The sequence below is a fragment of the Ornithinimicrobium pratense genome, from assembly GCF_008843165.1.
Lineage (GTDB): Bacteria > Actinomycetota > Actinomycetes > Actinomycetales > Dermatophilaceae > Ornithinicoccus > Ornithinicoccus pratensis.
The window spans coordinates 2,013,894-2,037,500 of the sequence record NZ_CP044427.1 but is presented as its reverse complement, the minus strand read 5'-3'; the positions used below and the strand labels follow the sequence as shown (position 1 = coordinate 2,037,500).

Below are 23,607 nucleotides of genomic sequence, written 5' to 3'. Positions count from 1 at the left end.
GGGGCCGGGGTCATCCCGGCCCCTCGTGCTGTGTGTTTAGTCGGTCGCGACGGGCCGTGAGGGGTCGCTGATCCAGTCGCTCCAGGACCCGACGTAGACGGCCGGCCTCGGCCCGACGCCGTGCGCCTCCAGGGCCAGGGCGAGGTGGGCAGCCTGCACGCCGGAGCCGCAGTAGACCGCCGTGGGCCGATCGGTGGCGCCCCCAGCCTCGGTCAGCCGTTGCACGAGGCCCTCGCTGTCCACGAAGGGCCCGTCCGGCACCAGGGAGAGGGCCGGCAGGGACAGGGCGCCGGGGATGTGCCCGGCAACGGGGTCGATGGTCTCGTTCTGCCCCCGGTAGCGGTCAGCCGGGCGGGCGTCGATCAGCTGCCCGCCCGCGTGCAGGTGCGCCTGCACCCCGGCGGCGTCGAGGAGCTCTCGCCCCCCGGTGACCAGCTCGATGTCTCCCTCCTCGGCCTCGACCTCACCCTCAACCTCCGGCAGGCCGGCTGACCGCCAGGCCGCCAGCCCGCCGTCGAGCACGGCGGCCTGCACCCCGTAGTAGCTGGCCACCCACCAGGCCCGGGCGGCGCCCAGGCTCCGGCCGCCGTCGTAGAAGACCACCGCCCCGTCTTGCCGCACGCCCGCGGCGCGCAGCGCGCTCTGCACCCGCTCGCGGGAGGGCATGGGGTGCCGTCCGCCCTGCCCGTCCTCGCGCACCGGGTCCGACAGGGCTGTCTCCAGGTCGAGGAAGACCGCCCTCGGCACGTGCCCCTCCAGGTATGCGGCCCGGTTGGCCTCGGTGCCGGCCCCGAGGACCCAGCGCACGTCAACCAGTGTGGGGCGCTCCTGCTCAGGGCCGACCAGCAGGGCCTGCAGCTCGGCGGGGGAGAGCAGGGCCCCCAAGCCTCGGGACGGGTCCGACGGTGCGTGCGGGGACGGCGATGACGACATGGTCAGACCCTACGGGCGGTCGCCGGGCGCGGCATACCAAGCCTGGTGGCGACCCCGGGGGAGGAGTGCACCATCGGGGGCTCGGTCGGCGGGGGCAGACCCACCCACCGCAGCGGGGCGGTGAGCTTGCCAGTGGCCTCGGCGTGGTGCAGCGGCCAGACCTCGTGCCGGACGGGGGTTCGCCACAGGATGCCGGCCCTCTGGTGGTAGGCCGCCCACCTGCCGGTGATCGAGTCGAGCTCTAGGGTGCGCTCCGCGGTGGCCACCGGCGTTCGGACGTCCACTCTGGCCTCGAACCAGGGGGAGGTGTGGCGGGCGGGGTCTGGGCGGCCGGCGTCATCCCCGGAAGGCAGCCGGTCCTGCGGCGTGTGGAACCAGTAGCCCCACCGGGCTCCGTGCACGTCCACCTGCCCGGCGGCCCTGGCGTAGGGCAGCCCAAGGCTGCGCAGCGCCACGACGAACGTCAGTCGAGGCACGACCATCCCCAGGAACCAGAGGCCGTCGCGGCCTTCGGGCCCCTGCACATAGGTGCGGACGTTGAGCTCGGCGAACGCACCCCAGCCCGGGGGCGGGGGCAGACTGGGCACGCTGACGTCGCGCATGAGGAAGGGCGTGATGCCCACCCACGCCGTGCCGCCCCACTCCTGGACGCTCAGCCCGTCGGGCACGAGCCGCTGCACCTGCGCCACCGGGTAGCGGTAGTGCAGGAAGGTCAGGTGTTGCCAGGTCTGCCGGTTGACGGGGAGGCGCACCGGCTCCTCCGGCTGGCGGCCGCTCACCGGTGCCCACCTGGCGTGCTCGGCCGGCCAGATCGTCCCATCCCTTCACCCTGGCACCTCTGGCCCCCGACGGCAGGCCGACCGGCTCAGCCGCCGAGATCTTCGGCCATGGCCACGTCGAAGGACCACATCACGCCGAACTTGTCGAAGACCTGACCGTAGTGCGACCCCCACGGCGCCAGCTCGAACGGCATGTTGACCGAGCCGCCGGCCGCCACCAGCTTGTCGATCAACTCCCTGGCTTTGTCCACGTCGTCGACCTCGTACAGCAGCGAGTAGACGGTGTCCCGGATGGCGTAGTCCTCGCCGGGCATGGCGTCCCCGCCGGTGATCGTGCCGCCGTCCAGGTCGAGCCGGGCGTGCGCGACCGACGCCGGGTCGGGCTCGAACGGCATCCCCTCCATCGGCGGGAAGTCGCCGTATGTCATGAGGTGCAGCTCGCCTCCGAGCACCTCCTGGTAGTGCGTGAACGCCTCGGCGGCGTTCCCGAGAAAGGCGATGTATGTCGACAGCGTGGCCATGATGTCTCCTTAAGACTGGGGTGGCCACGACGCTAGTCAGTGCGGGGTGCTGCCCACTTGTCCTGAGTTGCTGACCTCAGGTCGATCCGGCCAGAGACCGCGTCGAGGAAGAGCTTGGGCAGGTTGAGCGTGATGGGTGGGTCCGTCGGGAGGAGCTCTCGCAAGGCGAGGGGGACTGTGGTGGGCCGCTCCAGGGGGAAGGTCACGGGCGCGCGGCACAGCTGGCGCCGGTTGGTGCTCATCTGGAAGTAGGCGCGCGGGTCGGCGGCGCGAGGCACCTCGACGACCATCGGGTAGTAGGTCCCGTCCGGGATCGCGGTGACCAGGTGCTCGGAGGTCCCGAGCATCGCGATCCCGAGCAGCGGCTCACCCCTGACGATCGGCTCTGGGTGGAGCGCCACGAAGAGCGCGCCCTTAGGTGCGGCTCCGTCGACCCGAAGGGTGAGTGCGTGCGGTTGGGGGTGGTCCTCTGGCCGGAAGGTCCGGTGCACGGCGGCGAGCGCGGTCGAGCTGTCGTCCTGGTGCCGCATCAGGTGCGCGGCCAGCGCCCCCATCTGGGTCCGGAACCGCGACGGGGACATGCCGGTATGCCGCACAAAGGCCCGGTGGTAGCTGGAGGCCGACTCGTGTCCTGCCTCCACCTGGGAACGAGTCACCTGATGTCCGTCGAGCAGCACCTCGATCCCCCGATCGACCCGCGTTGCCGCGAGGAAGTCCCGGAGCGGGAAGCCGAGCTGCTCCTGGCACAACCGGGAGAGGTGGAAGCGGCTCAGGTGGGCCTTGGCCGCCAGCTGCTCGAGGGACGCGGCTTCCCCGCGCCGGACGGACATCAGCAGCCCGGCGATGTCATCACGTGTGCCTGGGCTCATGGACGCTCCTCATCAACCAGCTGGGCGAGAAGGAGGGGAGGCCGCCTCAGCCTCGTCCGCGAGGGGGCGAGTCGACTGGTCATGGTCGTCACTGAACCAATCCTGCACCCGATGGCCCCTCGCCGGTACGCCCTGACGTGCTGCCCGCTGGGCGGGAAAGCACCATGTCTCCCTGCACTTCCTTGCTTTCGGTACGTCTGGCCAGCCGAGGGTGACCTCATGGCCAGGCTCGCCGGGAGCCTGCCGCAACCCGCTCAAAGGTCCAGCCGTCCCCAGCGCTCGCGCAGGTCGGCGACGGCGTCCCCGCGGTGCAGCAACGCGCGAGCGCCGCCGCGAACGACCCCCGGGTCGGTCCAGTCCGTGGCAGCATGGCTCACATGTGCCGCAACATCCGCCCGCTCCACAACTTCGCGCCGCCTGCGACCGCCGAGGAGGTGCAAGCAGCGGCGCTGCAGTATGTCCGCAAGGTCGGGGGCGCCAGCAAGCCGGCACGGGCCAACGAGGAGGCCTACGCCAGGGCGACGGAGGCGATTGCCGCCGCGACCCAGGAGCTGCTCGACTCGCTGGTGACCACCGCGCCGCCGAAGGACCGGCAGGTTGAGGCCGACAAGGCCCGGGAGCGGGCCCGCGCCCGGTACGCCTGAGCGTCGTGCACCACCGCGCCGCTGGGTGCCTTCCGTGAGTCGGGCGTTACAGCTGCGCCGGGCGTCACCCGGACCCCGGCATCCCTCGCTCGCCGCCGACGCGCTGCCCACCACCCGGGGGGACGCCGCGCGGCACCTGCTCAACTGGGTCAACCTGTCCACGCCCCTGGGCCTGGTGTTGGCCCGCGCCGGGGGAGCACGGCTGCGGCGAGGACCGCGGCGCAGCATCCTGGCCGACTATTACCGCTGGGCCTTTCCTACCGGTGGCGCCTTCACCGTCGGTGACGTGATCATCTCCCGGCATGACCTGGACCTGCTGGTCGCCCGCCGCCCTGCCCTGTTCGGACACGAGCTGACGCACTCGCGCCAGTGGGCGGCCTGCCAGGGCCTGCCCTTCCTGCCGCTCTACGCAGCTTCGATGGCCTGGTCCTGGCTGCGCACCGGCGACCGGGCGTCCCGCAGCTTCTTCGAACGGCAGGCCGGGTTAGAGGACGGAGGGTATGCCGAGGTCCCGACGCGACCCCTCCGGCCGGTGCTGGCGCAGGCGGCGCGGCGGCTGCGGGGCTCACACCGCATACCCTCGGGGTTGTGACCAGCCTGCCGAGCACCGACGTGCCTATCGGGGGGGCGCGCGTGCGCGGGTATGCCCCTGCGGACCGGGAGCGATGGGTGGCCGAGGATCCGGCGCAGAAGCGCTCGGACCGGCACGACTTCGCCCGGGACCGGGCGCGGGTGCTGCACAGCGCGGCACTGCGGCGGCTGGCCGCCACCACCCAAGTGGTGGCGCCGACCAGCGACGACTTCGTCCGCAACCGGCTGACGCACTCCCTGGAGGTCGCGCAGATCGGACGGGAGTTCGGCGCAGCGCTGGGGTGCGACGCCGACGTCGTCGACGCCGCGTGCCTGGCCCACGACATCGGTCACCCGCCGTTCGGCCACAACGGCGAGGTCGTGCTGGATGAGCTGAGCGCCGACATCGGGGGGTTCGAGGGCAATGCGCAGACGCTGCGGGTGCTGACTCGGCTGGAGGCCAAGCGGGTCCACGCCGACGGCCGTCCCGCCGGGCTGAACCTGACCCGGGCCAGCCTGGACGCCGCGATGAAGTACCCATGGGTGCGGGGGGAGGGGTCGGACGAGACCGCCGCGGGCAAGTTCGGCGTCTATGCCGACGACGTCGAGGTCTTCCGCTGGGTGCGTGAGGGCGTACCGGCCGAGGCGCCGCACCGCCTCTGCTTGGAGGCGCAGGTGATGGACTGGTCCGATGACGTCGCCTACTGCGTGCATGACGTGGAGGACGCCATCGCGTCCGGAAGGGTCGCGCCGAAAGCCCTGCGGGATAGTGGCATCCAGCAGCAGGTCGCCCTCCTCGCGCACGACTGGTATGCCCCCGACCTCCCTGTCGACGAGCTGAGGGGAGCCCTCGCGTCCGTCCTGGACAGTGGCGTGGTCCCCATGCAGCACACCGGGACCCGGGCTGACCTGGCGGCCCTGAAGGATATGACCAGCCGCCTCATCGGGCACTTCGTGCACACCGTCGAGCTGGCGAGCCGGGAACGCTACGGTCCGGGCGTGCTCACGCGCTACGCCGCTGATCTGGTGGTCCCGGACCGCATCCGGGCCCAGGCCGCGATGCTCAAGGCGGTGGCCGCACACTTCGTCATGCTCAGCGAAGAGCGGCGCGCGGTAATGGACCACGAGCGAGAGGTCATCACTGAACTGGTCCGGCGCTACCTGGCCGATCCCAGGCTCTTGGACCCCGTCCACCGCGAGGCCTGGGACGCCGCGGAGAGGTCGAGCGACGACGCCGCGGCCCGCCGCGCGGTCATCGACCAGGTTGCCTCCTTCTCCGATGTCCGCGCCCTCGCGATCTTCGCCCGCACCACACCCGGCACCGCCTGATCGACAGAACACGCGAGAAGTCCCCACAGACCACGCCAAAAGTCCCCACAGACCACGCCAGGAGCCCCAGATGACCAGCCTGCTGACCGCGCTCGACCTCCCGATCGTGGGGGCCCCCATGGCCGGCGGCATCAGCACCCCGCTGCTGGCCGCTGCCGTCAGCGACGCCGGGGGCCTGGGGATGCTGGCCGCCGGCTACCGCACCCCCGAGCAGTTGGCTGCCGACCTCGTCCACACCCGCGACCTCACCCAGCGCCCCTTCGGCGTCAACCTCTTCATCCCGCGCCCGCCCGCCCGTGCCAGGCACGAGGCCGCGGTCAGCGACTTCCGCGACCGGCTGATCCCGGAGGCACAGGCGCTGGGGGTCGCGCCTGGACACCCCTCATGGGGAGACACCGACCACTGGGCGGACAAGGTGCTTCTGGTCGAGACGCTCCGGCCGGCGGTGGTCTCCTGCACCTTCGGTGTGCCTCCCGCACACGTGGTGGGCCGGTGGCGTGCCGCCGGGATCGAGGTGCACGTCACGGTGACCTCGCTGGCCGAGGCCAGAGACGCACTCGCGGTCCAACCTGACGTCCTCGTCCTGCAGGGGCATGAGGCGGGCGCCCACCGCGCCACCCACGATCCGGAGGCGGAACCGGAGGTGATCGACCACCTGGGCCTGCTGGAGGTGGTGGCCCCCGAGGTGGACGTGCCGTTGGTCGCCGCCGGGGGGATCACCACGGCGGGCGACGTCCGCCGGGCCCTGGACGCTGGAGCCGCTGCGGTCCAAGTCGGCACCGCGCTGCTCCTCGCCACCGAGGCGGGCACCTCCCAGACCCACCGCGCGGCCCTGCGCGACCCATCGCTCACCGAACGGGTCACCACGCGGGCGTTCACCGGCCGGACCGCGGGCGCGGTGCGTAACGCCTTCGTGGACCGGCACGAGGGCCACGTGCCCCCGGCCTTCCCCGTCGTCGACCAGCTCACCAAGCCCCTGCGCCGAGCGGCGGCGGACGCCGGAGACGTGCACGGGATCCACATCTGGGCAGGGTCCGGCTGGCGGGCCGCCCAGGAGCGCCCCGCGGGCGAGATCGTGCGCGAGCTCGCCGGGTGAACTCGCTTGGTTGGCTCCCGCCGGGCGTTGAGCTCGCCGACCCCGTCGACCTCGGCGGCTCGCGCCGCTCGACGGTGCTGCGGTATGCCGTCCGCTCCGGCCCGGCGGAGTGGGGCGCCTCGGTTGTCGCGAAGACCTTCACGCACGACGCGACGGGCGGCGCGGTGCCTCGAGGCTTCCAGCGCGAGCGGGTCGGCCTGGCCCACCTGCCCTCGGCCCCGACCCTGCTGGCCAGCGACGAGGCCACCGCGAGCCTGCTGATGGAGGACCTGGGGAGCCACCCGACCCTCGCGGACATCCTGCTCGGCCTGGACGCCGACACGGCCTACCAGCAGACCCTGGCCTGGGCAGGTGCGCTGGGACGCACCCTGCGGGCAGCCAGCTCACTGCCGGCCCCGGTGCGGGAGGCGCTCGGGCCTGCCGTTGCAGAGGATCGGGAGGCGCTGCGCCGCAACCCGCAGACCGGCCTGACCCGGCTGCGGGAGGTGGCCGGGCTGCGGCACGGCGCCGCGGCCGCTGCCGAGATCGCCGACCTGGTGGACTGGCTGGCGGCCGACAGTGCTCGGCACGTCCTGGCTCCGGGTGACGCGTGCCCGGACAACGCTGTCCTCACCCCCGGTGGGGTGCGCTTTCTGGACCTGGAGGGCACCGGGATCCGGCACGCCGCGCTGGAGGCTGCCTACGCGGCTGAGCCGTTCTCCACCTGCTGGTGCGTCTTCGCGCCACCGTCCGGGCTGACCTCCTCGATGCTGTCGGCCTTCACCACCGGCGCCGAGACGGTCCTTCCCGGTCTGGCGCAGGACCCGGATTGGCCTCGCCAGGTGCGGGGCGCGGTCGCGCTGTGGGTCGTCACCGGGGCGATGTGGCTGCTCGACGGGGCGCTCGCCGACCGCAGGATGAACCCCGACCACGCAGGCCCGCCGTTCCGGGCCCTGCTTGTCTCCCGCTGGCGCTGGGTGGTGCGGGAGTGCGCCGACGAGTTGCCGGACACTGCCGCGCTCTGCGATGAAGCCGTCACGTGGGCCTTGCGCACCTGGCGGCAGGGGAGCAGGCTGGACCTGCCGGCCTACCCCGCCTTCGGCGGCTGACCGGACCGACGGTCGACTATCCCCCCCGGGCGTGACACCGGGTGTGAGATCCAGGCGCAGCCGCTCGAGGAGGCGTGCGGCTTCCCCGCACCTGAATGCAACTGAACCTTTGCGTCCGGCGGCGCGACAGGGTGGGTGAGACCGTCAACGGAAGCCGAGAGGAGGCGCGCCGTGGTGACGACCGACCCCGCCTACACGCAGTTCGTGCAGGACCGGCAGGGGCGGTTGAGGCGCGCGGCATATCTGATGTGCGGAGACCCGGACCAGGCCGAGGATTTGCTGCAGGAGGCGCTCATCGCGCTGGCCGAGAAGTGGGAGAAGGTCGAGCACCCCGACGCCTTCGTGCGCAAGGTGATCTATCGGCAGCGGATCTCGTGGTGGCGCAAGACCCGCCACGAGACGATGGTGGAGACGATGCCGGACGCCGGTGTGGGTGACGGTGCGGAGGGCCGGGCCCGGGACGCGGAGGTGCACGACGTGCTGCGCACCCTGCCGCCCCGGCAGCGCGCAGCCCTGGTGCTGCGCTACTTCGAGGACCTCACCGAGGCGCAGGCCGCCGAGGTGATGGGGATCGCGGTCGGCACCGTCAAGAGCCTGTCCCACCAGGCCATTACCCGGATGCGGGAGCAGCTGGCGGCCCGTGGGACCGCTGAGCAGCAGTGGGAGGGGCAGCGATGAACGAGAGGTATGACGTGGACGGGACCGGCCGGGGTGACGGGGGCCCGGCCCTGGACGTCGTGGCCCTGCTTGAGGACGCCTCGTGGCCCGGGCAGCAGGAGAGCCTGGACCCGCACGAGCACTGGAGCAGCGGCCGTCGGCGTCGTTCCCGCAAGCGGGCCGGGGCCGGGGTGCTGGGCGGCGTGGCACTCGCCACCGTGGCCGGGCTGGTGTGGCAGGCGGGCGTCTTCGGGGGCGAGAGCGGGCCGGTGCAGCCGCACGTGGCGAACCTGCCGTCGGGGTTGACCACCTTCGTGCTGGCCCCGTCGGAGGCGGGGGAGCGGGACGTCGCGGACACCCACGCTCAGGTGCAGGTCGCCGACCCCGAGGAGCTCGCCGGGACCTCGTGGGAGCTGAGCGACCAGGTATGGGGCAGTGACCGGAGCGCGACGCAGGTCGTCGGCTCGGACGCGACGACCATCTTCTCCTTCGCCGGTACGGAAAGCGGCGGCTGGGGCTTCGTCGCCGACGACTGCGGGGCTGGCTGGTTCCAGCAGGACCTGCAGCTGGCCGCAGACGGTTCGTTCGCTGGTGGGGACCTGGTGACCAGTGATGTCGGGTGCCCGGCCCCCGCCCAGGAGGCTGAGGACTTCTGGCTCGACGTGCTCGCCGACGGCGGCACCTTGCACACGCTCGACCATGGCTGGCTGCTGCTCTCGGTCGACACCACGGCGGTCGACGTGGAGCAGGCACCACCCACCACCAGCAAGACCGGGACCGACGCCCCCAGCACGCCAGCAGAGGCCAGCGGAGAGGCGCCATCAGGACCCGGCGAGTCGCCGGCGGCCGCTTCCACACCGCCGGCGGTTGCCCCGCCCACGGTGGGGCCCGCGCCGACGACACCGGCCGCCCCGACGACACCGGCCGCGCCGACGACGCCGGCCGCCCCCACGACGCCGGCCGCGCCGACGACGCCGGCTGCGCCGACGACCCCGGCTGCCCCGACGTCGCCGCCCAGCACCCCGTCAGACCCCAGCACCCCGTCAGACCCCAGCACCCCCTCGGTTCCGAGCACGCCACCAGCGTCCCCGGCACCCGCCTCCGGTCCGGCGTTCCTCGACCCCGACGAGCAGTGGGTCGGCCAGCCGTGGCCGGCGTCCGGCGGTGGGATCTACGCCCCGAGCGTCCGGGCAGGCACGCACGACGGCTTCGACCGGATCGTCCTCGACCTCGCCAGCGAGCCGGAGGCGGCCGGACCCGGGTGGCTTGCGGCGTACACCCCCAACCCACTGCGCGATGGCTCGGGCCTGCCGATCGCAATTGCCGGCGACTCGGTGCTGGAGATCGTCCTCAACAGCATGGCCTACCCCGGGCCCGGCGACCCGGTCTACGACGGCGGCGACTTCGGGCTGGACACCCACCGGCTTGGCGGCGTCTACGAGGTCATCCGGACGACGCCCTTCGAGGGGCAGCTGCAGGTCTTTGTCGGGCTGGACGGCGAGCCGCGGCCCTACCGGGTCTTCCTGCTTCAGGACCCCCTGCGGCTGGTGGTCGACGTTCAGACGCCCTGAGCGCCGCCGGGGCGTGGGCTCAGCCCTCGTCCGGCTCCTCGGGCACCTCGGCACCCTCCGCCTCGTCGCGTTCAGCCCACTCCAGCAGGGGGGTGAGGTCGAAGACCGCGTCGTCGATCCCCGCGTGCAGATCACCTAGCTCGGCATACCGGGCCGGCATGGTGCGGACGGTGAAGTCGCGCGGGTCGCAGTCCGGCACCTCCTCCCACCGCAGCGGCGCCGAGACTGTCGCCTCCGGAGTGGCCCGGATCGAGTAGGCCGCGGCGATCGTGTGGTCCCGGGCGTTCTGATTGAAATCAAGAAACAGACGTCGCGGGTCTCGGTCTTTACGCCACCACACCGTCGTCGCCTCGTCGGTGCGCCGCTCGACCTCCCGGGCGAAGGCCAGTGCCGCCCGGCGCACGTCGGCGAAGCCGTGCTCCGGTTCGATCCGCACGTAGACGTGGATGCCGTTGGAGCCGGTCGTCTTCGGCCACCCCACCGCGCCCAGCTCGTGCAGCACCTCCTGGGCGACACTGCAAACCCGGCGCACGGTGGCGAAGTCGCACTCCTCACCGGGGTCGAGGTCGATCCGCCACTCATCCGGCTGCTCGACGTGGCCGCGGCGGCTGTTCCAGGGGTGGAACTCCACCGTCGACATCTGCACGCACCAGATCACCTGAGCCAGTTCGGTCACGCACAGCTCGTCCGCCGTGCGGTTGTAGCGCGGAAAGGTCACCCGCACCGTCTCCATCCAGTCCGGTGCACCACGCGGCAGCCGCTTCTGGTGGACGCGCTCGCCGGTCGTGCCGTCCGGAAAGCGATGCAGCATGCAGGGCCGCTCGCGCAGGGCGTTGACGATCCCGTCCCCGACCTGCACGTAGTAGTGCGCCAGGTCCAGCTTGGTCAGCCCGCTGTCGGGGAAGTACACGCGGTCCGGGTTGGAGATCCGCACGCTCCGACCGCCCACCTCGAGCTCGGTCGCGGGGCTGCTCGTCTTGGCCATGGGCCCAGGCTAGGGCAGGGGTGTGACGGGCGTGCTCCTGCGGGATTCGTCGTCCCTGTCCCGGGGGTGGGCCCGGACCCTCAGTGTGCCGCGACGGACCCGCGGCTGTCCTGAGAGTCATCAAGAGGGCGACGCACGAACAGGGTCAGCACGACGACCACGCCGGCGAGCCCGGCGGCGGCGAGCAGGGCGGTGCGGATGCCGCCACCCAGCGCGTCGTCCGGCGCGGCGCCGTCCGCGGCCAGCGCGACCGAGCTCAGCTGCATGATGGCCACCCCTATCGCGGCACCCGCCGCCCCGGCGACCTGCTGGGATGCTCCGAGGAGGGCACTGCCGTGCGAGGCCAGCCGTCGGGGCAGGGAACCCAGGCCGGAGGTGAAGACGGGGGTGAAGAGGAAGGCCAGGGAGATGCTCATCACGACGTGCAGGGCGAGCACGACCCACCAGGGGGACGACTGCACCGACAGCGCCAGCCCACCCATGGCGGCCACCAGGACGAGGGACCCGGGCACGACCAGCGGACGCGGACCGACCCGGTCGTAGAGCCGGCCCACCACCGGGCCGAGCAGACCCATCACCACCGCCCCCGGCATGAGCATCAGGCCGGACTGCAGCACGCTCATCCCGCGCACGTCCTGCATCGCGATGGGCAGGAGCAGCATGGCGCCTAACATCCCCATGAAGGCCAGGCACAGGACGCCCAGGGCGACGACATACCTCGAGACGGTCAGGGTGCGCAGGTCCAGGAACGGCTCGTCGCGACGCTGCAGCGCCACTTGGCGCCAGACGAACAGGGCGAGCGCCAGCCCACCCACGACGAGGGCCCAGAGCGGGTCGATCGCGCCACCACCGCCAGCGGCCTTTCCTATTGCCGAGAGCCCGTAGACCACGCCGCCGAACCCGAGGGCGGTGAGCAGCACCGACAGCAGGTCCAGGCGCGTGGGGGAGCCGGGCTCGCTACCCCGCAGCAGGCGCACGCCCGCCAGCGTCATCAGGATCGCGATGGGCAGGACCAGACCGAACAGCCAGCGCCAGGACCCCAGCTGCATGATGACCCCGGACACGGTCGGACCCAGCGCCGGTGCGACCGACATGGCCAGGGTGAGGTTGCCCATCACCCGACCCCGTCGCTGTGGGGGGACCAGCGACATGATCGTCGTCATCAGCAGCGGCATCATGACGGCGGTGCCGCCCGCCTGGACCACGCGGCCGAGCAGGAGGATGGAGAACGTGGGCGCGAGAAGGCACAGGGTCGTGCCGATGATGAAGGTGCCCATCGCGAGCGCGTATGCCGTCTGGATGCTCACCCGCTGCAGCAACCACCCGGTCATCGGGATGACGACCGCCATGGTGAGCAGGAAGCCGGTGGTCAGCCATTGGCCCGCGGAGGCGTCAATCTGGAAGACCTCCATGAGCCGCGGGAGCGCGTTCACCATGAGCGTCTCGTTGAGGATGACCACGAAGGCGGCGGCCGTGAGCACGCGCAGGACGAGCCGGACCCGCGCCTCGTCCAAGGCAGCTTCGAGGGTGCCCGCAGCACTCTGGGCGGCGTCGGCGGCAGCGGTCAAGACAATCTCCCGAGAATCTGGGGTGGGTGGGGCGAAGTAGGGGGGCCGGGGCGGGACCGAGAGACGGTGGCGCCCGCAGCCGTACCAGGGTAGACCCTTGCCGGGCATGTGGTTGACAGGTTTACGGCGGGCACCGGCCCACCCGCGGCTGACGGGTGCGTTGGGGATGACCCCGCGGGTTACGAGGGTCCGGCGACCTAGACTCACCGGAGGAGAGGAGGTGGGTGGTGCGGCGGATCAACGACGAGGACAAGCAGGCGCTGAAGGACAAGGCCTCCATCGAGGACGTGGTCCGGGAGCACGTCACGCTGCGCAATGCCGGCGTCGGGGCGCTCAAGGGTCTGTGCCCGTTCCACGACGAGAAGACCCCCTCCTTCAATGTTCGTCCCGCCCTAGGCACGTACCACTGCTTCGGCTGCGAGGAGGGGGGCGACGTCATCGACTTCATGATGAAGATCGACCACCTCACCTTCGCCGAGGCGGTCGAGCGGCTCGCCGAGAAGGTGGGCTTCACGCTGCGCTACGAGGAGGTGGGCGGCCCCGGAGGCCGCAGCGACCAGCCGCCGGTCGGCCAGCGGACCCGGCTGATGGAGGCCCACCGGGTAGCCGAGGAGTTCTACCACGAGGCGTTGGTCCGCTCCGCGGAGGGACGCAAAGGGCGCGACTTCCTGCGCGACAAGGGCTTCAACGGCGCGCACGCCACCCAGTTCATGGTGGGGTACGCCCCGCGAGCCGGCACTGCGCTCGTTGACCACCTGCGGCTCAAGGGGTTCACCGAGGAGGAGCTGGTCCTCGGGGGGTTAGCCAACCGCCGCGGCCGTGGCCTCTCGGACCGGTTCCAGGGGCGGGTCCTGTGGCCGATCCGAGCAATCACCGGTGACACGGTGGGCTTCGGCGCCCGGAGGCTCTACGAGGACGACTGGAGCCCGGCGAAGTACCTCAACACCTCCGAGACCCCGATCTACAAGAAGACCGGTGTGCTCTACGGCCTCGACCTGGCCAAGAAGGCGATCGCCGCAGAGCGCACCGCGGTCGTCGTGGAGGGTTACACCGACGTGATGGCCGCCCACCTGGCCGGGGTGGGCACCGCCGTCGCGACCTGCGGCACGGCCTTCGGCTCGGACCACATCACGATCCTGCGGCGCATCCTGCGCGACGAGGCGGGTAGGGCCCCGGCGCGGGTGATCTTCACCTTCGATGGCGACGCTGCGGGTCAGAAGGCGGCGATGCGGGCCTTCGAGCAGGACCAGCGCTGGGCGGCTCAGTCCTATGTCGCCGTCGCGGCGGACGGGGCCGACCCCAACGACCTGTGGGTCGCGGGTGTGGGGGACACGGACGAGGAGAAGGGCCGGGGGGTGAGGGAGCTCGTCGAAGCCGCTCAGCCGATGTTCGAGTTCGCGGTGCGCACGACCCTGGCGCCCTATGACCTGGGGGAGGCAGCCCAGCGGGTGCAGGCAATGCGTGCCGTCGCGCCGATCCTGGCCCAGATCAAGGACCAGACCCTGCGTCCCGAGGTCACCCGCGACGTCGCCGGCTGGATGGGCATCGACCCCGCGTCGCTGACCGCCGAGGTGCACAAGGCCGCTCGGGTCCCGCAGCGCGGATCGGGCCCGTCGTCCCGCCCGGGGCCGGCGCCGGGCCAAGGCCAGCCGTCCGACACCCCCGGTCGGCCCGCTCCGGAGGGCCCGGGACAGGCGGGAGCTCCAGGTGCGCCGCCCCAGAGCGGCCCACCTCCGCTGCCCCGTCCGGACCTGCGCGACCCGGTGCAGATGGCGGAGCGTCACCTGCTCCAGGTGGCGCTGCAGTATCCGCTCGCCATCGTCCCCGAGGACGTGGACGAGCTCGAGCCGGCCGGTTTTCGCGCACCGATGCACCGGGCGGTCTGGCACGCCGTCCGCACCGCCGGTGGTGTCCCCGCTGCGTCGGCCATGTCGGCCGCAGCCTGGGTCCAGGCGGTCCTACGGCATACCCCCCGGGCGTGCACCCGCTGGTGCACGAGCTGGCCGTGGCCCCAGTGCCCTCCAAGCGGGACCCGGAGACGGGCGTCCCGCCGGAGGTCTTCGTCGACTCCCTGGTCCTGCGGGTCCGGCTCGCGGGCGTCGAGCAGCAGGTCGCCGAGCGGATGAGCGCGCTGGCCAGGGCGACACCGGGCTCGCCGGGCGAACGGCTGATCGCCGAGGAGCTCAACCGACTGCACCACGAACGGGCCCGGTTGCGGGCCAGGATGGAGTGAGCGTGGCCAGGAACATCGTCAAGGCCTTTTTCAGCCGCCGGCCCAAGATCGTCATCGGCGAACTCCCCCCGCCGCAGCGCGCCCCGCGCGACATCCCGAAGGAGGCGGTGCCCGAGCTCACCCGTGGTGAGCGGGTCCTCGCCGTGGCTCAGGAGGACGCCTCGGGGCACTGGCTGGTGCTCACCACCTACCGGCTGCTGGAGCGCTCCTCGGAGGGTCTGACGGCCCTCGAGCGGGCCTGGCACGAGGTCGACACCGGCACCTGGGACCCGGACCTCTGGGTGCTGAGCATCTCCTTCACCGACGGCCTCAACGGCCGGCAGTGGCAGCTGAAGACGCAGACCGGGCCCGGGGAGGTGCCCCAGGTGCTACGCGAGCGGACCACGGCCACCGTGGTGCTCATGCGCGTGGTCGACCTCGGCCCGAGGCGCACCGCGCGGGTGACGGTCCGCAAGGATCTGGCCACCCGCGAGCTCGACGAGCAGGTCATCCTGGGCCGCGGCGCCCGCAGCGACGACGCCGAGCTGATGGCCTCGATCGACCGGGCTCGTGCCGACGTGCGGAACCAGGCCGGGATGCCGCCAGTGTGACGACGCCGATGCGTAGGCCGCGCATCGTGGGATCAAGGTTGTGCTGAGGCTTCACCCCGCTGCGCCAGGCCTCCTCAGCAATACGTGGGATCAAGGTTGTGCGCAGAGGTCCCAGCGCCCGCCTGACAGGTCGGCGAGCAGTTCCTGCCCCGGAGGAGAGCCGATTTCGGGGCCGCGTGCTCCCTTTGCTACAGTCTGACCTCGCATCTCCTTCCCCTGTAGCTCAATTGGCAGAGCAGCCGGCTGTTAACCGGCAGGTTGTTGGTTCGAGTCCAACCGGGGGAGCGCAACACGAAGGCCCGGCACCATCTGGTGCCGGGCCGTCGTCGTGTATGCGGGGCAGCGCGCTGTTCTTACAACCCACCCTCACCGGTGCCGATGCCGCGTGTGGAGCCCCGGCCGCCGGGCCGCAGGTCCTGTGCCCGTCCCTGCGGGCCCTCCAGATCTGCCTCCATCGCGGTGACGTCCATCGAGGGCCCGTAGCCGGTGTCCTTGGCACGGATCGATCGTCCGCTCCGGCGCAGCCGCTTCTCCAGCCGCTCGGCCAGCACCGTGACCGCGTAGTTGATGAGGATGAACAGGACTGCGGCGATGAGGAAGGCCACGGTGGTGTTGCCGAACCGGCTGCCCATCTGCCGGGCGGAGATGAGCAGCTCGGGGTAGAGGATGAAGTAGCCCAGGGCGCTGTCCTTGAGCACCACCACCATCTGGCTGACCAGCGCCGGGAGCATGGCGGTCAGGGCCTGTGGCACCAGGATCATCCGGCGCACCTGAGTCGGGTTCAGCCCGATGGACAGGCCTGCCTCCCGCTGGCCGGCGGGGAGCGAGGCCACGCCGTTGCGGATGACCTCGGCCATCACCGCGCCGTTGTAGAGGACCAGCCCGATGACCACCGCGACCAGTGGCCGTTGCTGGACGGGGACAGGGGTGTATGCCGTCACGAAAGCCAGTGCGAAGATCATCATGATCAGCACCGGGACGGCGCGGAAGAACTCGATGAAGAGTGTGGAGGCCCACCGCAGCACCCGGTTGTCTGACATCCGACACATCGCCGCCACGAGGGCGATCGCGAAGGCGATGGTGATGGAGAAGATGGCGGCCAGGATCGTGGCACGGATGCCGGGCAGCAGGTAGTAGATCCACGCCTCGGACCCGAAGATCGGGGCCCAGCGGCGCGGCGTGATCTGCTCCAACCCCCATAGTGTCCAGAGGAACCAGGCCAGGACTGCCGCGATGACGAGGCCGCCGACGACGGAGCTGATGAGGTGGATCCGCCGGGCGCGCGGCCCGGGGGCGTCGAAGAGGACGTTCGCGCTGCTCATCGGCGCACCGCATACTTCTGCGAGGCCCAGCTGGTGAGCATCCCCATGGGCAGGGTGATGAGCACGAAGCCGACCGCGACGATGAGGAAGATCAGGAAGAGCACGTCGGGGCGGAACTCGATGGCCCGGCGCATCGACAGGGACACGACACCGACACCGATGACGGCCGCCACCGTGGTGTTCTTGGTCAGCGCGATGAGCACATTGCCTAGCGGGGTGATGGCTCCGCGGAAGGCCTGCGGGAGGATGACGTGGCGCAGGCTCTGGGAGAAAGTCAGCCCGATCGAGCGGGCCGCCTCGGCCTGGCCCAGGGGGATGGTGTTGACGCCGCTGCGCAGGGCCTCGCAGACGAACGCCGCGTGGTAGACCGACAGGCTCAGGATCGCGAGCCGGATGTTGTTGGTGACCGAGTCCGGCCCCAGCTCCAGACCCAGCTGGACGTACAGGATGATGTTGGAGGTCAGGATGATCAACGTCAGCGGGGTGTTCCGCAGCGCGGCGACCAGGAAGGAGCCGACGACGTTGAGCGTCCTGATCGGCACCAGGCGCATGATCACCAGGATGGTGCCCAGGAGCAGCGCCCAGAAGGCGCTCCACAGGGTCAGCCACAGCACCAGGCCGAAGCCCTGAATGAAGTCGAAGCGCTCGATCAGCTCCGGGATGTCCTGCATCGAACCTCCTTGTGGGTCTGCTCACGTGGTCGGCCGGTCCAGGACTGGACCGGCCGACCACGGGGCGGGGTGACGGGACGCTCAGGCGCAGTGCCCGCCGATCTCCTCCGGCGGGTTGGCGTCGCTGGGGGTGTAGTCACCGAGGTTGTCCTCGATGATGGTCTCCATCGTCCCGTCCTCCCACATCTCACTGAGGATCTCGTTGACCTCCTCGCAGGCCTCGCTGTCCTGGTTGATGCCGATCCCGAACAGCTCCTCGCTGAAGGTGTTGCCGGTCACCCGGAACTGACCCTCCCACTGCTCCTGCGCGGCATACCCGGCCAGGATCACGTCGTCCGTGGTCAGGGCGTCGACACGGTCGGCGGCCAGGGCCTCCATGCACAGGGTGTAGGTGTCGTAGGTGGACAGGTCGATGTCCAGGTCGCTGTACTCCTCGGCGATCCGCTCGGCCGGGGTGGAGCCGGCGACGGAGCACAGCGTGCGCCCGTCGAGGTCGTCGGGGCCCTCGATGTCGCTGTCGTTCTTGACCAGCAGGTCCTGCCCGGCGACGAAGTAGGGTCCGGCGAACTGCACGCGCTCCTTGCGCTCGGTGCTGATCGAGTAGGTGGCGGCGATCATGTCGACGGTGCCGTTGACCAGCATGTCCTCCCGCTGCGGGGTGGGGGACTCTTGCCAGCTGATGTCGTCCTCTTCGTAGCCCAGGCGGCTGGCGACCTCGCGAGCCACGTCGACGTCCATGCCCTGGTACTCACCCTCGATGAGGATGCCGGTGCCGGGCTGGTCGATCTTGGTGCCGATGGTGATGCTGTCGCCGAACGGCAGGTCGCCGCCCTCGCCGTCGCCGGTGCTACCGCCGTTGCCGTCGTCCCCGTTGCCGCAGGCGGCCAGGGTGAGGGCCGCGACCGCGGCCAGGGCCGGGATGCGGAAGTGAGTGCTACGCATGGGTGAATCTCCTTCGATGTATGCGGAATGTTCTGAACTAATGTGCTTGTGGATGCTCAGTGAGCCAGGATTTTGGACAGGAAGTCCTTGGCCCGGGAGGACTGGGGGTTGGTGAAGAACTCCTCGGGGGTGTTCTCCTCCACGATGGCGCCGTCAGACATGAAGACGACCCGGTCGGCCGCCCGGCGGGCGAAGCCCATCTCGTGGGTGACCACGACCATTGTCATACCGCTCTTGGCCAGCTGGGTCATCACGTCGAGGACCTCGTTGATCATCTCCGGGTCCAGGGCCGAGGTGGGCTCGTCGAAGAGCATTACCTGCGGCTCCATGGCCAGGCTGCGGGCGATGGCCACACGCTGCTGCTGGCCGCCGGAGAGCTGGGCGGGGTACTTCTCCGCCTGGTGCTCAACCCCGACCCGCTCCAACAGCTCCATCGCCCGAGCCTTGGCTGCCGCCGGCTTGGCTTTGCGTACCTTGGTCGGACCCAGGCTGACGTTCTCGAGAATGGTCTTGTGGCTGAACAGGTTGAAGCTCTGGAAGACCATCCCCACGTCGGCGCGCAGGGCGGCCAGCGCCTTGCCCTCCTCAGGCAGCTGCTCACCGGCGATGGTGATGGTCCCCGACTCGATGGGCTCCAGGCGGTTGATGGCGCGGCACAGAGTCGACTTGCCAGAGCCGGACGGGCCGATCACGACCACGACTTCACCCTCGTGCACGGTGAGGTTGATGTCCTTGAGCACGTGCAGGTCGCCAAAGTGCTTGTTGACGTCCTGGAGGACGACCAGGGGAGCGCCCAGGTTGGTCTCCGGGGTCGGGACGGCAGCGTCGGTCATGTCGGGCACCCTAGTGCCGCAGTTGCCCGCGGACGTGGATCTTCGTGGAGATGTCACCGAGTTGTGACCTTGCCCGGGGTCCTGCCGAGGACGCCTTACGGGCCGCCGCAACTCGTGCCCACTGCCTGGCGGAGCGCAGGGGCACCGGCTACCCGGTGGTCGTGAGTGGGCCAGCAGGGGCTTGAACCCTGGACCGACGGATTATGAGTCCGCTGCTCTAACCGGCTGAGCTACTGGCCCCGGATGCGGGAGGACGAACTCGTCGCGGCACCGCACCGCCAGCCGAGCCTACCTGTCCGATGCTGACCCTCCTCGCAGTGCGTCGACAGTCACTGACGCAGGTAGTTCTCCAGGTGGTCCCGCTCCGCCTCCAGGGCGTCCAGCCGGGCCTTGACGACGTCGCCGATCGAGACGATGCCGGCCAGGCCTGCGTCGGAAACCACCGGCATGTGCCGAAAGCGGCCCTCGGTCATCGTGGTTGCCAGCTGGACCAGGTCGTCCTCGAGGGTGCAGGTGCGGATGTCGGCGGTCATCATCTGCGACACGGCCGTGCTGGAATCGCCACTGCCCCGCAGGTGGTGGACCACGTCCCGCTCTGAGGCAATCCCCACGACCTCGTCACCGTCGACCACGAGGACCGCGCCAATGCGGTTGTCATCCAGGGTCTCCAGCAGCTCCGCCACCGTCGCCGTCGACGGGAGGGTGATGACTGAGGAGCCTTTCTTCTTGATCAGGTCAGCCACGCGCATACCCGAACGTAGCATGCGGTATGCAGCCCCGCCAGGGTGCCAGATGAGCCCCCGATCAGCCCCTGAGGTGGATGGGGCTGCTGTTGCACTTGCTCAAAACGTGAACAGCGAGCACAATGTGACGCACAACCGCAGAGCGCACGACAGTCAGCATCGCATCCCGGTGAACGAGGCGTTGGGGAAGACGTCCCTCACCACCAGGAGGTCCGGATGTCCGCTGTCATGCCCAGAGTCATGACCCGTGGGATGGTGTTCATCCACTCCACGCCTATTGCGCTGTGCCCGCACATCGCCTGGGCCCTCGAGGGGGTCCTGGACACCCGTGTCAGCCTGGACTGGGTGGCGCAGCCTGCCCAGACCGGCAGCATGCGCACCGAGTTCGCCTGGACCGGGGAGGCCGGCACGGGCGCCGCCCTCGCCAGCGCCATGCGCGGCTGGGACGGCCTGCGGTATGAGGTCGTCGAGGAAGCCAGCCGCGGAAGCGACGGCGTGCGGTGGACCCACACCCCGAGCTCGGCCTGCACACGGCGCGGCTGTCCGCCAACGGCGATGTCGTCATCAACGAGGACCGGCTGCGCACGATCGTGGAGGCGGCCGGCGGCAGCGCCGCGACCCTGGTGGCCGAGTTGGACCGGGCTCTGGGCACGGCTTGGGACGCCGAGCTGGAGCACTTCCGGCACGCCGGTGAGGGCGCGCCGGTGAACTGGCTGCACAAGGTCGGCTGACAGCCTCGCGAGGACACGAGCTTGCGAGGCCCGCAGCGGGGCGCGGAAGCCGACGGAAGGGGCTAGGTCGGCTGACAGCCTCGCGAGGACACGAGCGTGCGAGGCCCGCAGCCACTTGCGTGTTCTGTCGGGCTGTTTCGCGTGTCCTGTCAGGGGATGGCTGGGGATCGCACTGACTGGGCGACCTGCTCGTGGATGGCGATCATCCGCTGCGCGGACGTGGGCCAGTTGAACAACTCGGCCTGAGCGCGGGCGGCGGCGTGGGCGCCGGGCCGGGCGAGCAGCTCTTCGATGCCGTCGGCGAAGGCGACGGGGGTGGAGGGCTTGACCGTGCCGCCGGAGCCGACGACCTCCTGCAGCGCACCCTCGTCGGAGCAGACCACCGGCACGCCGAGTGCCAGCACCTCCAGCGCGGCCAGGCCGAAGGTCTCTAGGGGGCCGGGGGAGATGGCCACGTCGGCCTGACCCATCCGAGCCGCGAGCTCGGCCCGGTCGGTGATGTAGGAGTGGAAGGTGACCGGCAGGTTCTGCGCCCGCTCGATCAGCGCCCCGAGCATGGGCCCGGCGCCGAAGACGGTGAGCCGGACGTCGTGGCCGCGGCGGATCAGCTCGCGGACCGTCTCGATGGTCAGGCCGGGGTTCTTCTCGGGGGAGAGCCGGCTGCAGTGCACGATCTGGGTCGCCTCACCGGGAGCCGGGGGTGTCCAGGCGTGCACGTCACGGACGGGTCGGAAGGTCTCCAGGTCCACCCCGAGCGGCACCACATGGGCGTCGATGCCGTTGCGGTGAAACTCCTCCGCGGCGAACTGGCTAGGGCAGACGATCGCGTCGTAGTCGTACGCGCTGCGGCGGTTGATGAAGTCGGCGGCCCAGTGTGCCGGACGGTCGGGGACCGGCGTGCGCCGCACCAGGATGCCGGTCATATTCTCGTGACTGATCATCACCGAGCCGATACCCCGGCTGCGGGCCCAGCGCCCCATCCACCGGGTGGTGGCCCGGTCGGAGACCTCCAGGGCGTCCGGGGCGATGGCCTCCAGCAGCCGGACCATCCCCACCCTGCTCCACATGAGCGAGTAGCCCGAGCCGGGGATGGGCGTGGCCGGCACGCGGTACACCAGCCCCTGCGACTCCTCGGTGATCTCCTGCCCTGGGCCCGGGATGATCAGCGAGGCGCGGTGCCCCATCTCCTGGTAGTGCTCGCCCCACGCGCGCAGTGCAGTCTTGATCCCGCCGGAGGTGGGGCTGACGAAGTTGGCGACCCGCAGGATGTGCATACCGGGCTTAGGCGCTGGTGAAGGTCAGCGCCACATTGACCCCGCCGAAGCCGAAGGCGTTGTTCACCGCGGCCAGGTCGCCGTCGGGCAGCGTGCGAGTGCTGCCGGTGACCACGTCGAGGTCAAGGTCCGGGTCCGGGTCGTCCAGGTTGATGGTGGCCGGGACCTGCCGGTGGTGCAGGGACAGCACGGTCAGCACCGCCTCCAGCGCGCCGGCCGCGCCCAGCAGGTGGCCGGTCATCGACTTGGTCGCGGTGACCGGGATCGAAGAGGTGTGGCCGCCGAAGGCTCGGTGGATCGCGTTGGTCTCCGCCTTGTCGCCCACCGGGGTCGAGGTGGCGTGTGCGTTGATATGGCGCACGTCGGTCATCGACAACCCGGCGTCAGCGACGGTCTCGGCCATCGCCCGGGCGGCACCCTCGCCCTCCGGCTCGCCAGCGGTGATGTGGTGGGCGTCGGAGGACATGCCCACCCCGGAGAGGTAGCCGTAGATCTTGGCCCCCCGCGCCTTGGCGTGCTCCTCGGCCTCCAGGACCATGACGGCCGCCCCTTCGGCGATGACGAAGCCGTCCCGGCCCGCGTCGTAGGGGCGCGAGGCGCGCTCAGGCTCCTCGTTGCGCTTGGACAGGGCGGTCATCGCGGCGAAGGCCGCAATCGGCAGCGGGTGGATGGCGGCCTCGGTGCCGCCGGCGACGACCACGTCGGCGCGGCCCTGGCGGATCATGGTCACGGCCTGCCCCATACCCTCCGCGCCGGAGGCACAGGCGCTCACGGCGCAGTGGGCCCCGGCCCGCGCGCCGAGGTCCAGCGAGACCGCCGCGGCGGGGCCGTTGGGCATGAGCATCGGGACGGTCAGCGGGAAGACGCGACGCGGGCCCTTGGTGCGCAAGTTCTCCCACTGGTCCAGCAGGGTCCACACGCCGCCGATGCCGGAGCCGATCGCGACGCCGAGCCGCTCGGGCTCGACCTCGGGGGCGCCCGCGTCGGCCCAGGCCTCACGGGCGGCGATGAGGGCATACTGGCCCGAGGGGTCGTTGCGACGCACCTCCACCTTGGGCAGCACCTGTGCCGGGTCGGTGTGGATCTGGGCGGCGAAGGTGACCGGCAGCTCGTGCTCGCTCACCCAGTCCTGGGTCAGGGGACGCGCGCCGGACCGTCCGGCCAGGATCGCCTCCCACGTCTCGGGGACGGTGCCGCCCACGGGGGTGGTGGCACCCAGGCCGGTGACGACGACGCGGCGCGGGGTGTGGCTGGGGGACATGGTCCTGGCCTCCTGGCGGGATGAAGGGGTATGCGGTGCCGCTGGCGCGGCGGGGACTGCCGGGTCCGGCGCGGCGGAAGTCGCGCGCCGGACCGGCGGCGGGTCAGCCCTGGTTGCTGGCGATGTAATTGACGGCGTCCCGGACGTGGGTGAGGTTCTTGACCTCGTCGTCGGGGATACGCACGCCGAACTTGTCCTCGGCGTTGACCACGATCGTCATCATGGACAGCGAGTCGATGTCGAGGTCCTCGGTGAAGGACTTGTCCATCTGGACCTCCTCGGCCTCCAGACCGGTCTCCTCGTTGACGATCTCGGCCAGACCCTCAAGGATCTCCTGCTCGCTCAGTGCCATTATGTGTCTCCTTCGGTATGAGGTTGGGCTGACCCGGTGCTGCTG

The 23,607-nt window shown here is 71.0% G+C and carries 24 protein-coding genes, 2 tRNA genes and 1 pseudogene; 11 read left to right on the top strand and 16 right to left on the bottom strand.

Annotated features, from left to right (window positions below; all coding sequences use genetic code 11):
- Positions 1-36 precede the first annotated feature (36 nt).
- From FY030_RS09280 to FY030_RS17075, 5 genes are all read right to left on the bottom strand, one after another.
- A complete protein-coding gene (locus tag FY030_RS09280; protein WP_158061251.1) occupies positions 37-933 on the bottom strand; it encodes a sulfurtransferase in 897 nt (298 codons plus the stop codon).
- A gap of 2 nt (positions 934-935) precedes the next feature.
- Positions 936-1,712, bottom strand: coding sequence for a YqjF family protein (locus FY030_RS09275; protein ID WP_192498554.1), 777 nt, complete (start codon positions 1,710-1,712; stop codon positions 936-938).
- Positions 1,713-1,798: 86 nt separating this feature from the next.
- Positions 1,799-2,233, bottom strand: coding sequence for a VOC family protein (locus tag FY030_RS09270; RefSeq protein WP_238348209.1), 435 nt, complete (start codon positions 2,231-2,233; stop codon positions 1,799-1,801).
- 32 nt (positions 2,234-2,265) lie between these two features.
- Entirely contained in the window at positions 2,266-3,102 is an 837-nt protein-coding gene (locus tag FY030_RS09265) for a helix-turn-helix domain-containing protein (protein WP_158061248.1), read from the bottom strand.
- Positions 3,103-3,356: 254 nt separating this feature from the next.
- The gene (locus FY030_RS17075; RefSeq protein ID WP_272950507.1) at positions 3,357-3,479 is read right to left on the bottom strand and encodes a hypothetical protein; all 123 of its coding nucleotides are present in this window, start codon (positions 3,477-3,479) and stop codon (positions 3,357-3,359) included.
- On the opposite strand from FY030_RS17075, the gene FY030_RS09260 reads away from it, so the two are divergent.
- The 7 genes from FY030_RS09260 to FY030_RS09230 all read left to right on the top strand — a co-directional run bounded on the left by FY030_RS09260 (position 3,480) and on the right by FY030_RS09230 (position 10,057).
- Positions 3,480-3,746, top strand: coding sequence for a DUF2277 domain-containing protein (locus FY030_RS09260; protein WP_158061247.1), 267 nt, complete (start codon positions 3,480-3,482; stop codon positions 3,744-3,746).
- Between the two features lie 34 nt (positions 3,747-3,780).
- A complete protein-coding gene (locus tag FY030_RS09255; protein WP_238348208.1) occupies positions 3,781-4,338 on the top strand; it encodes a hypothetical protein in 558 nt (185 codons plus the stop codon).
- Between the two features lie 5 nt (positions 4,339-4,343).
- Entirely contained in the window at positions 4,344-5,645 is a 1,302-nt protein-coding gene (locus FY030_RS09250; protein ID WP_238348657.1) for a deoxyguanosinetriphosphate triphosphohydrolase, read from the top strand.
- A gap of 70 nt (positions 5,646-5,715) precedes the next feature.
- A complete protein-coding gene (locus tag FY030_RS09245; protein ID WP_158061246.1) occupies positions 5,716-6,741 on the top strand; it encodes an NAD(P)H-dependent flavin oxidoreductase in 1,026 nt (341 codons plus the stop codon).
- Positions 6,738-7,829, top strand: coding sequence for a hypothetical protein (locus FY030_RS09240; protein WP_158061245.1), 1,092 nt, complete (start codon positions 6,738-6,740; stop codon positions 7,827-7,829). Before FY030_RS09245 ends, FY030_RS09240 begins: the two co-directional genes overlap by 4 nt.
- A gap of 171 nt (positions 7,830-8,000) precedes the next feature.
- Positions 8,001-8,507 carry a SigE family RNA polymerase sigma factor gene (locus FY030_RS09235; RefSeq protein ID WP_158061244.1) on the top strand — a complete coding sequence of 169 codons (507 nt, stop codon included), beginning with the start codon at positions 8,001-8,003 and terminating at the stop codon, positions 8,505-8,507.
- Entirely contained in the window at positions 8,504-10,057 is a 1,554-nt protein-coding gene (locus tag FY030_RS09230) for an AMIN-like domain-containing (lipo)protein (protein WP_158061243.1), read from the top strand. Before FY030_RS09235 ends, FY030_RS09230 begins: the two co-directional genes overlap by 4 nt.
- A gap of 19 nt (positions 10,058-10,076) precedes the next feature.
- Here the strand turns inward: FY030_RS09230 and ligD are convergent, their stop codons facing one another.
- Together ligD and FY030_RS09220 are read right to left on the bottom strand one after the other, a co-directional pair.
- Positions 10,077-11,042, bottom strand: coding sequence for a non-homologous end-joining DNA ligase (ligD, locus tag FY030_RS09225; protein ID WP_158061242.1), 966 nt, complete (start codon positions 11,040-11,042; stop codon positions 10,077-10,079).
- A gap of 80 nt (positions 11,043-11,122) precedes the next feature.
- Positions 11,123-12,610 (bottom strand): DHA2 family efflux MFS transporter permease subunit, encoded by a 1,488-nt coding sequence (locus tag FY030_RS09220; RefSeq protein WP_238348207.1) that lies wholly within the window; start codon positions 12,608-12,610, stop codon positions 11,123-11,125.
- A gap of 227 nt (positions 12,611-12,837) precedes the next feature.
- Between FY030_RS09220 and dnaG the strand changes: the two genes are divergently transcribed.
- From dnaG to FY030_RS09205, 3 genes are all read left to right on the top strand, one after another.
- Positions 12,838-14,736 (top strand): DNA primase, encoded by a 1,899-nt coding sequence (dnaG, locus tag FY030_RS09215; RefSeq protein ID WP_238348206.1) that lies wholly within the window; start codon positions 12,838-12,840, stop codon positions 14,734-14,736.
- Between the two features lie 109 nt (positions 14,737-14,845).
- Positions 14,846-15,433, top strand: a complete 588-nt coding sequence (locus FY030_RS09210; RefSeq protein ID WP_158061240.1) for a hypothetical protein — start codon at positions 14,846-14,848, stop codon at positions 15,431-15,433.
- Between the two features lie 212 nt (positions 15,434-15,645).
- Positions 15,646-15,718, top strand: a tRNA-Asn gene (locus FY030_RS09205).
- A 68-nt stretch (positions 15,719-15,786) separates the two neighbouring features.
- On the opposite strand, the gene FY030_RS09200 is transcribed toward FY030_RS09205, so the two are convergent.
- The 6 genes from FY030_RS09200 to FY030_RS09175 form a co-directional block, all read right to left on the bottom strand.
- Positions 15,787-16,755, bottom strand: coding sequence for an amino acid ABC transporter permease (locus FY030_RS09200; RefSeq protein WP_158061239.1), 969 nt, complete (start codon positions 16,753-16,755; stop codon positions 15,787-15,789).
- A complete protein-coding gene (locus FY030_RS09195; RefSeq protein WP_158061238.1) occupies positions 16,752-17,426 on the bottom strand; it encodes an amino acid ABC transporter permease in 675 nt (224 codons plus the stop codon). The genes FY030_RS09200 and FY030_RS09195 overlap by 4 nt, the downstream gene beginning before the upstream one ends.
- 81 nt (positions 17,427-17,507) lie before the next feature.
- A complete protein-coding gene (locus FY030_RS09190; RefSeq protein WP_158061237.1) occupies positions 17,508-18,368 on the bottom strand; it encodes a glutamate ABC transporter substrate-binding protein in 861 nt (286 codons plus the stop codon).
- Between the two features lie 56 nt (positions 18,369-18,424).
- Positions 18,425-19,201, bottom strand: coding sequence for an amino acid ABC transporter ATP-binding protein (locus tag FY030_RS09185; RefSeq protein WP_420371852.1), 777 nt, complete (start codon positions 19,199-19,201; stop codon positions 18,425-18,427).
- A gap of 166 nt (positions 19,202-19,367) precedes the next feature.
- Positions 19,368-19,441, bottom strand: a tRNA-Ile gene (locus FY030_RS09180).
- 89 nt (positions 19,442-19,530) lie between these two features.
- The gene (locus tag FY030_RS09175) at positions 19,531-19,950 is read right to left on the bottom strand and encodes a CBS domain-containing protein (protein ID WP_158061236.1); all 420 of its coding nucleotides are present in this window, start codon (positions 19,948-19,950) and stop codon (positions 19,531-19,533) included.
- Positions 19,951-20,160: 210 nt separating this feature from the next.
- Here FY030_RS09175 and FY030_RS09170 point away from each other — a divergent pair.
- Positions 20,161-20,675 (top strand): annotated as a pseudogene (locus FY030_RS09170) (DUF3145 domain-containing protein).
- Between the two features lie 149 nt (positions 20,676-20,824).
- Here FY030_RS09170 and FY030_RS09165 read toward each other — a convergent pair.
- The 3 genes from FY030_RS09165 to FY030_RS09155 all read right to left on the bottom strand — a co-directional run bounded on the left by FY030_RS09165 (position 20,825) and on the right by FY030_RS09155 (position 23,562).
- On the bottom strand, positions 20,825-21,949 hold the full coding sequence (locus FY030_RS09165) for a glycosyltransferase (RefSeq protein ID WP_158061235.1): 1,125 nt from the start codon (positions 21,947-21,949) through the stop codon (positions 20,825-20,827).
- Positions 21,950-21,956: 7 nt separating this feature from the next.
- On the bottom strand, positions 21,957-23,210 hold the full coding sequence (fabF, locus tag FY030_RS09160; protein ID WP_158061234.1) for a beta-ketoacyl-ACP synthase II: 1,254 nt from the start codon (positions 23,208-23,210) through the stop codon (positions 21,957-21,959).
- Between the two features lie 103 nt (positions 23,211-23,313).
- Positions 23,314-23,562 carry an acyl carrier protein gene (locus FY030_RS09155; protein ID WP_158061233.1) on the bottom strand — a complete coding sequence of 83 codons (249 nt, stop codon included), beginning with the start codon at positions 23,560-23,562 and terminating at the stop codon, positions 23,314-23,316.
- Between the last annotated feature and the right edge of the window lie 45 nt (positions 23,563-23,607).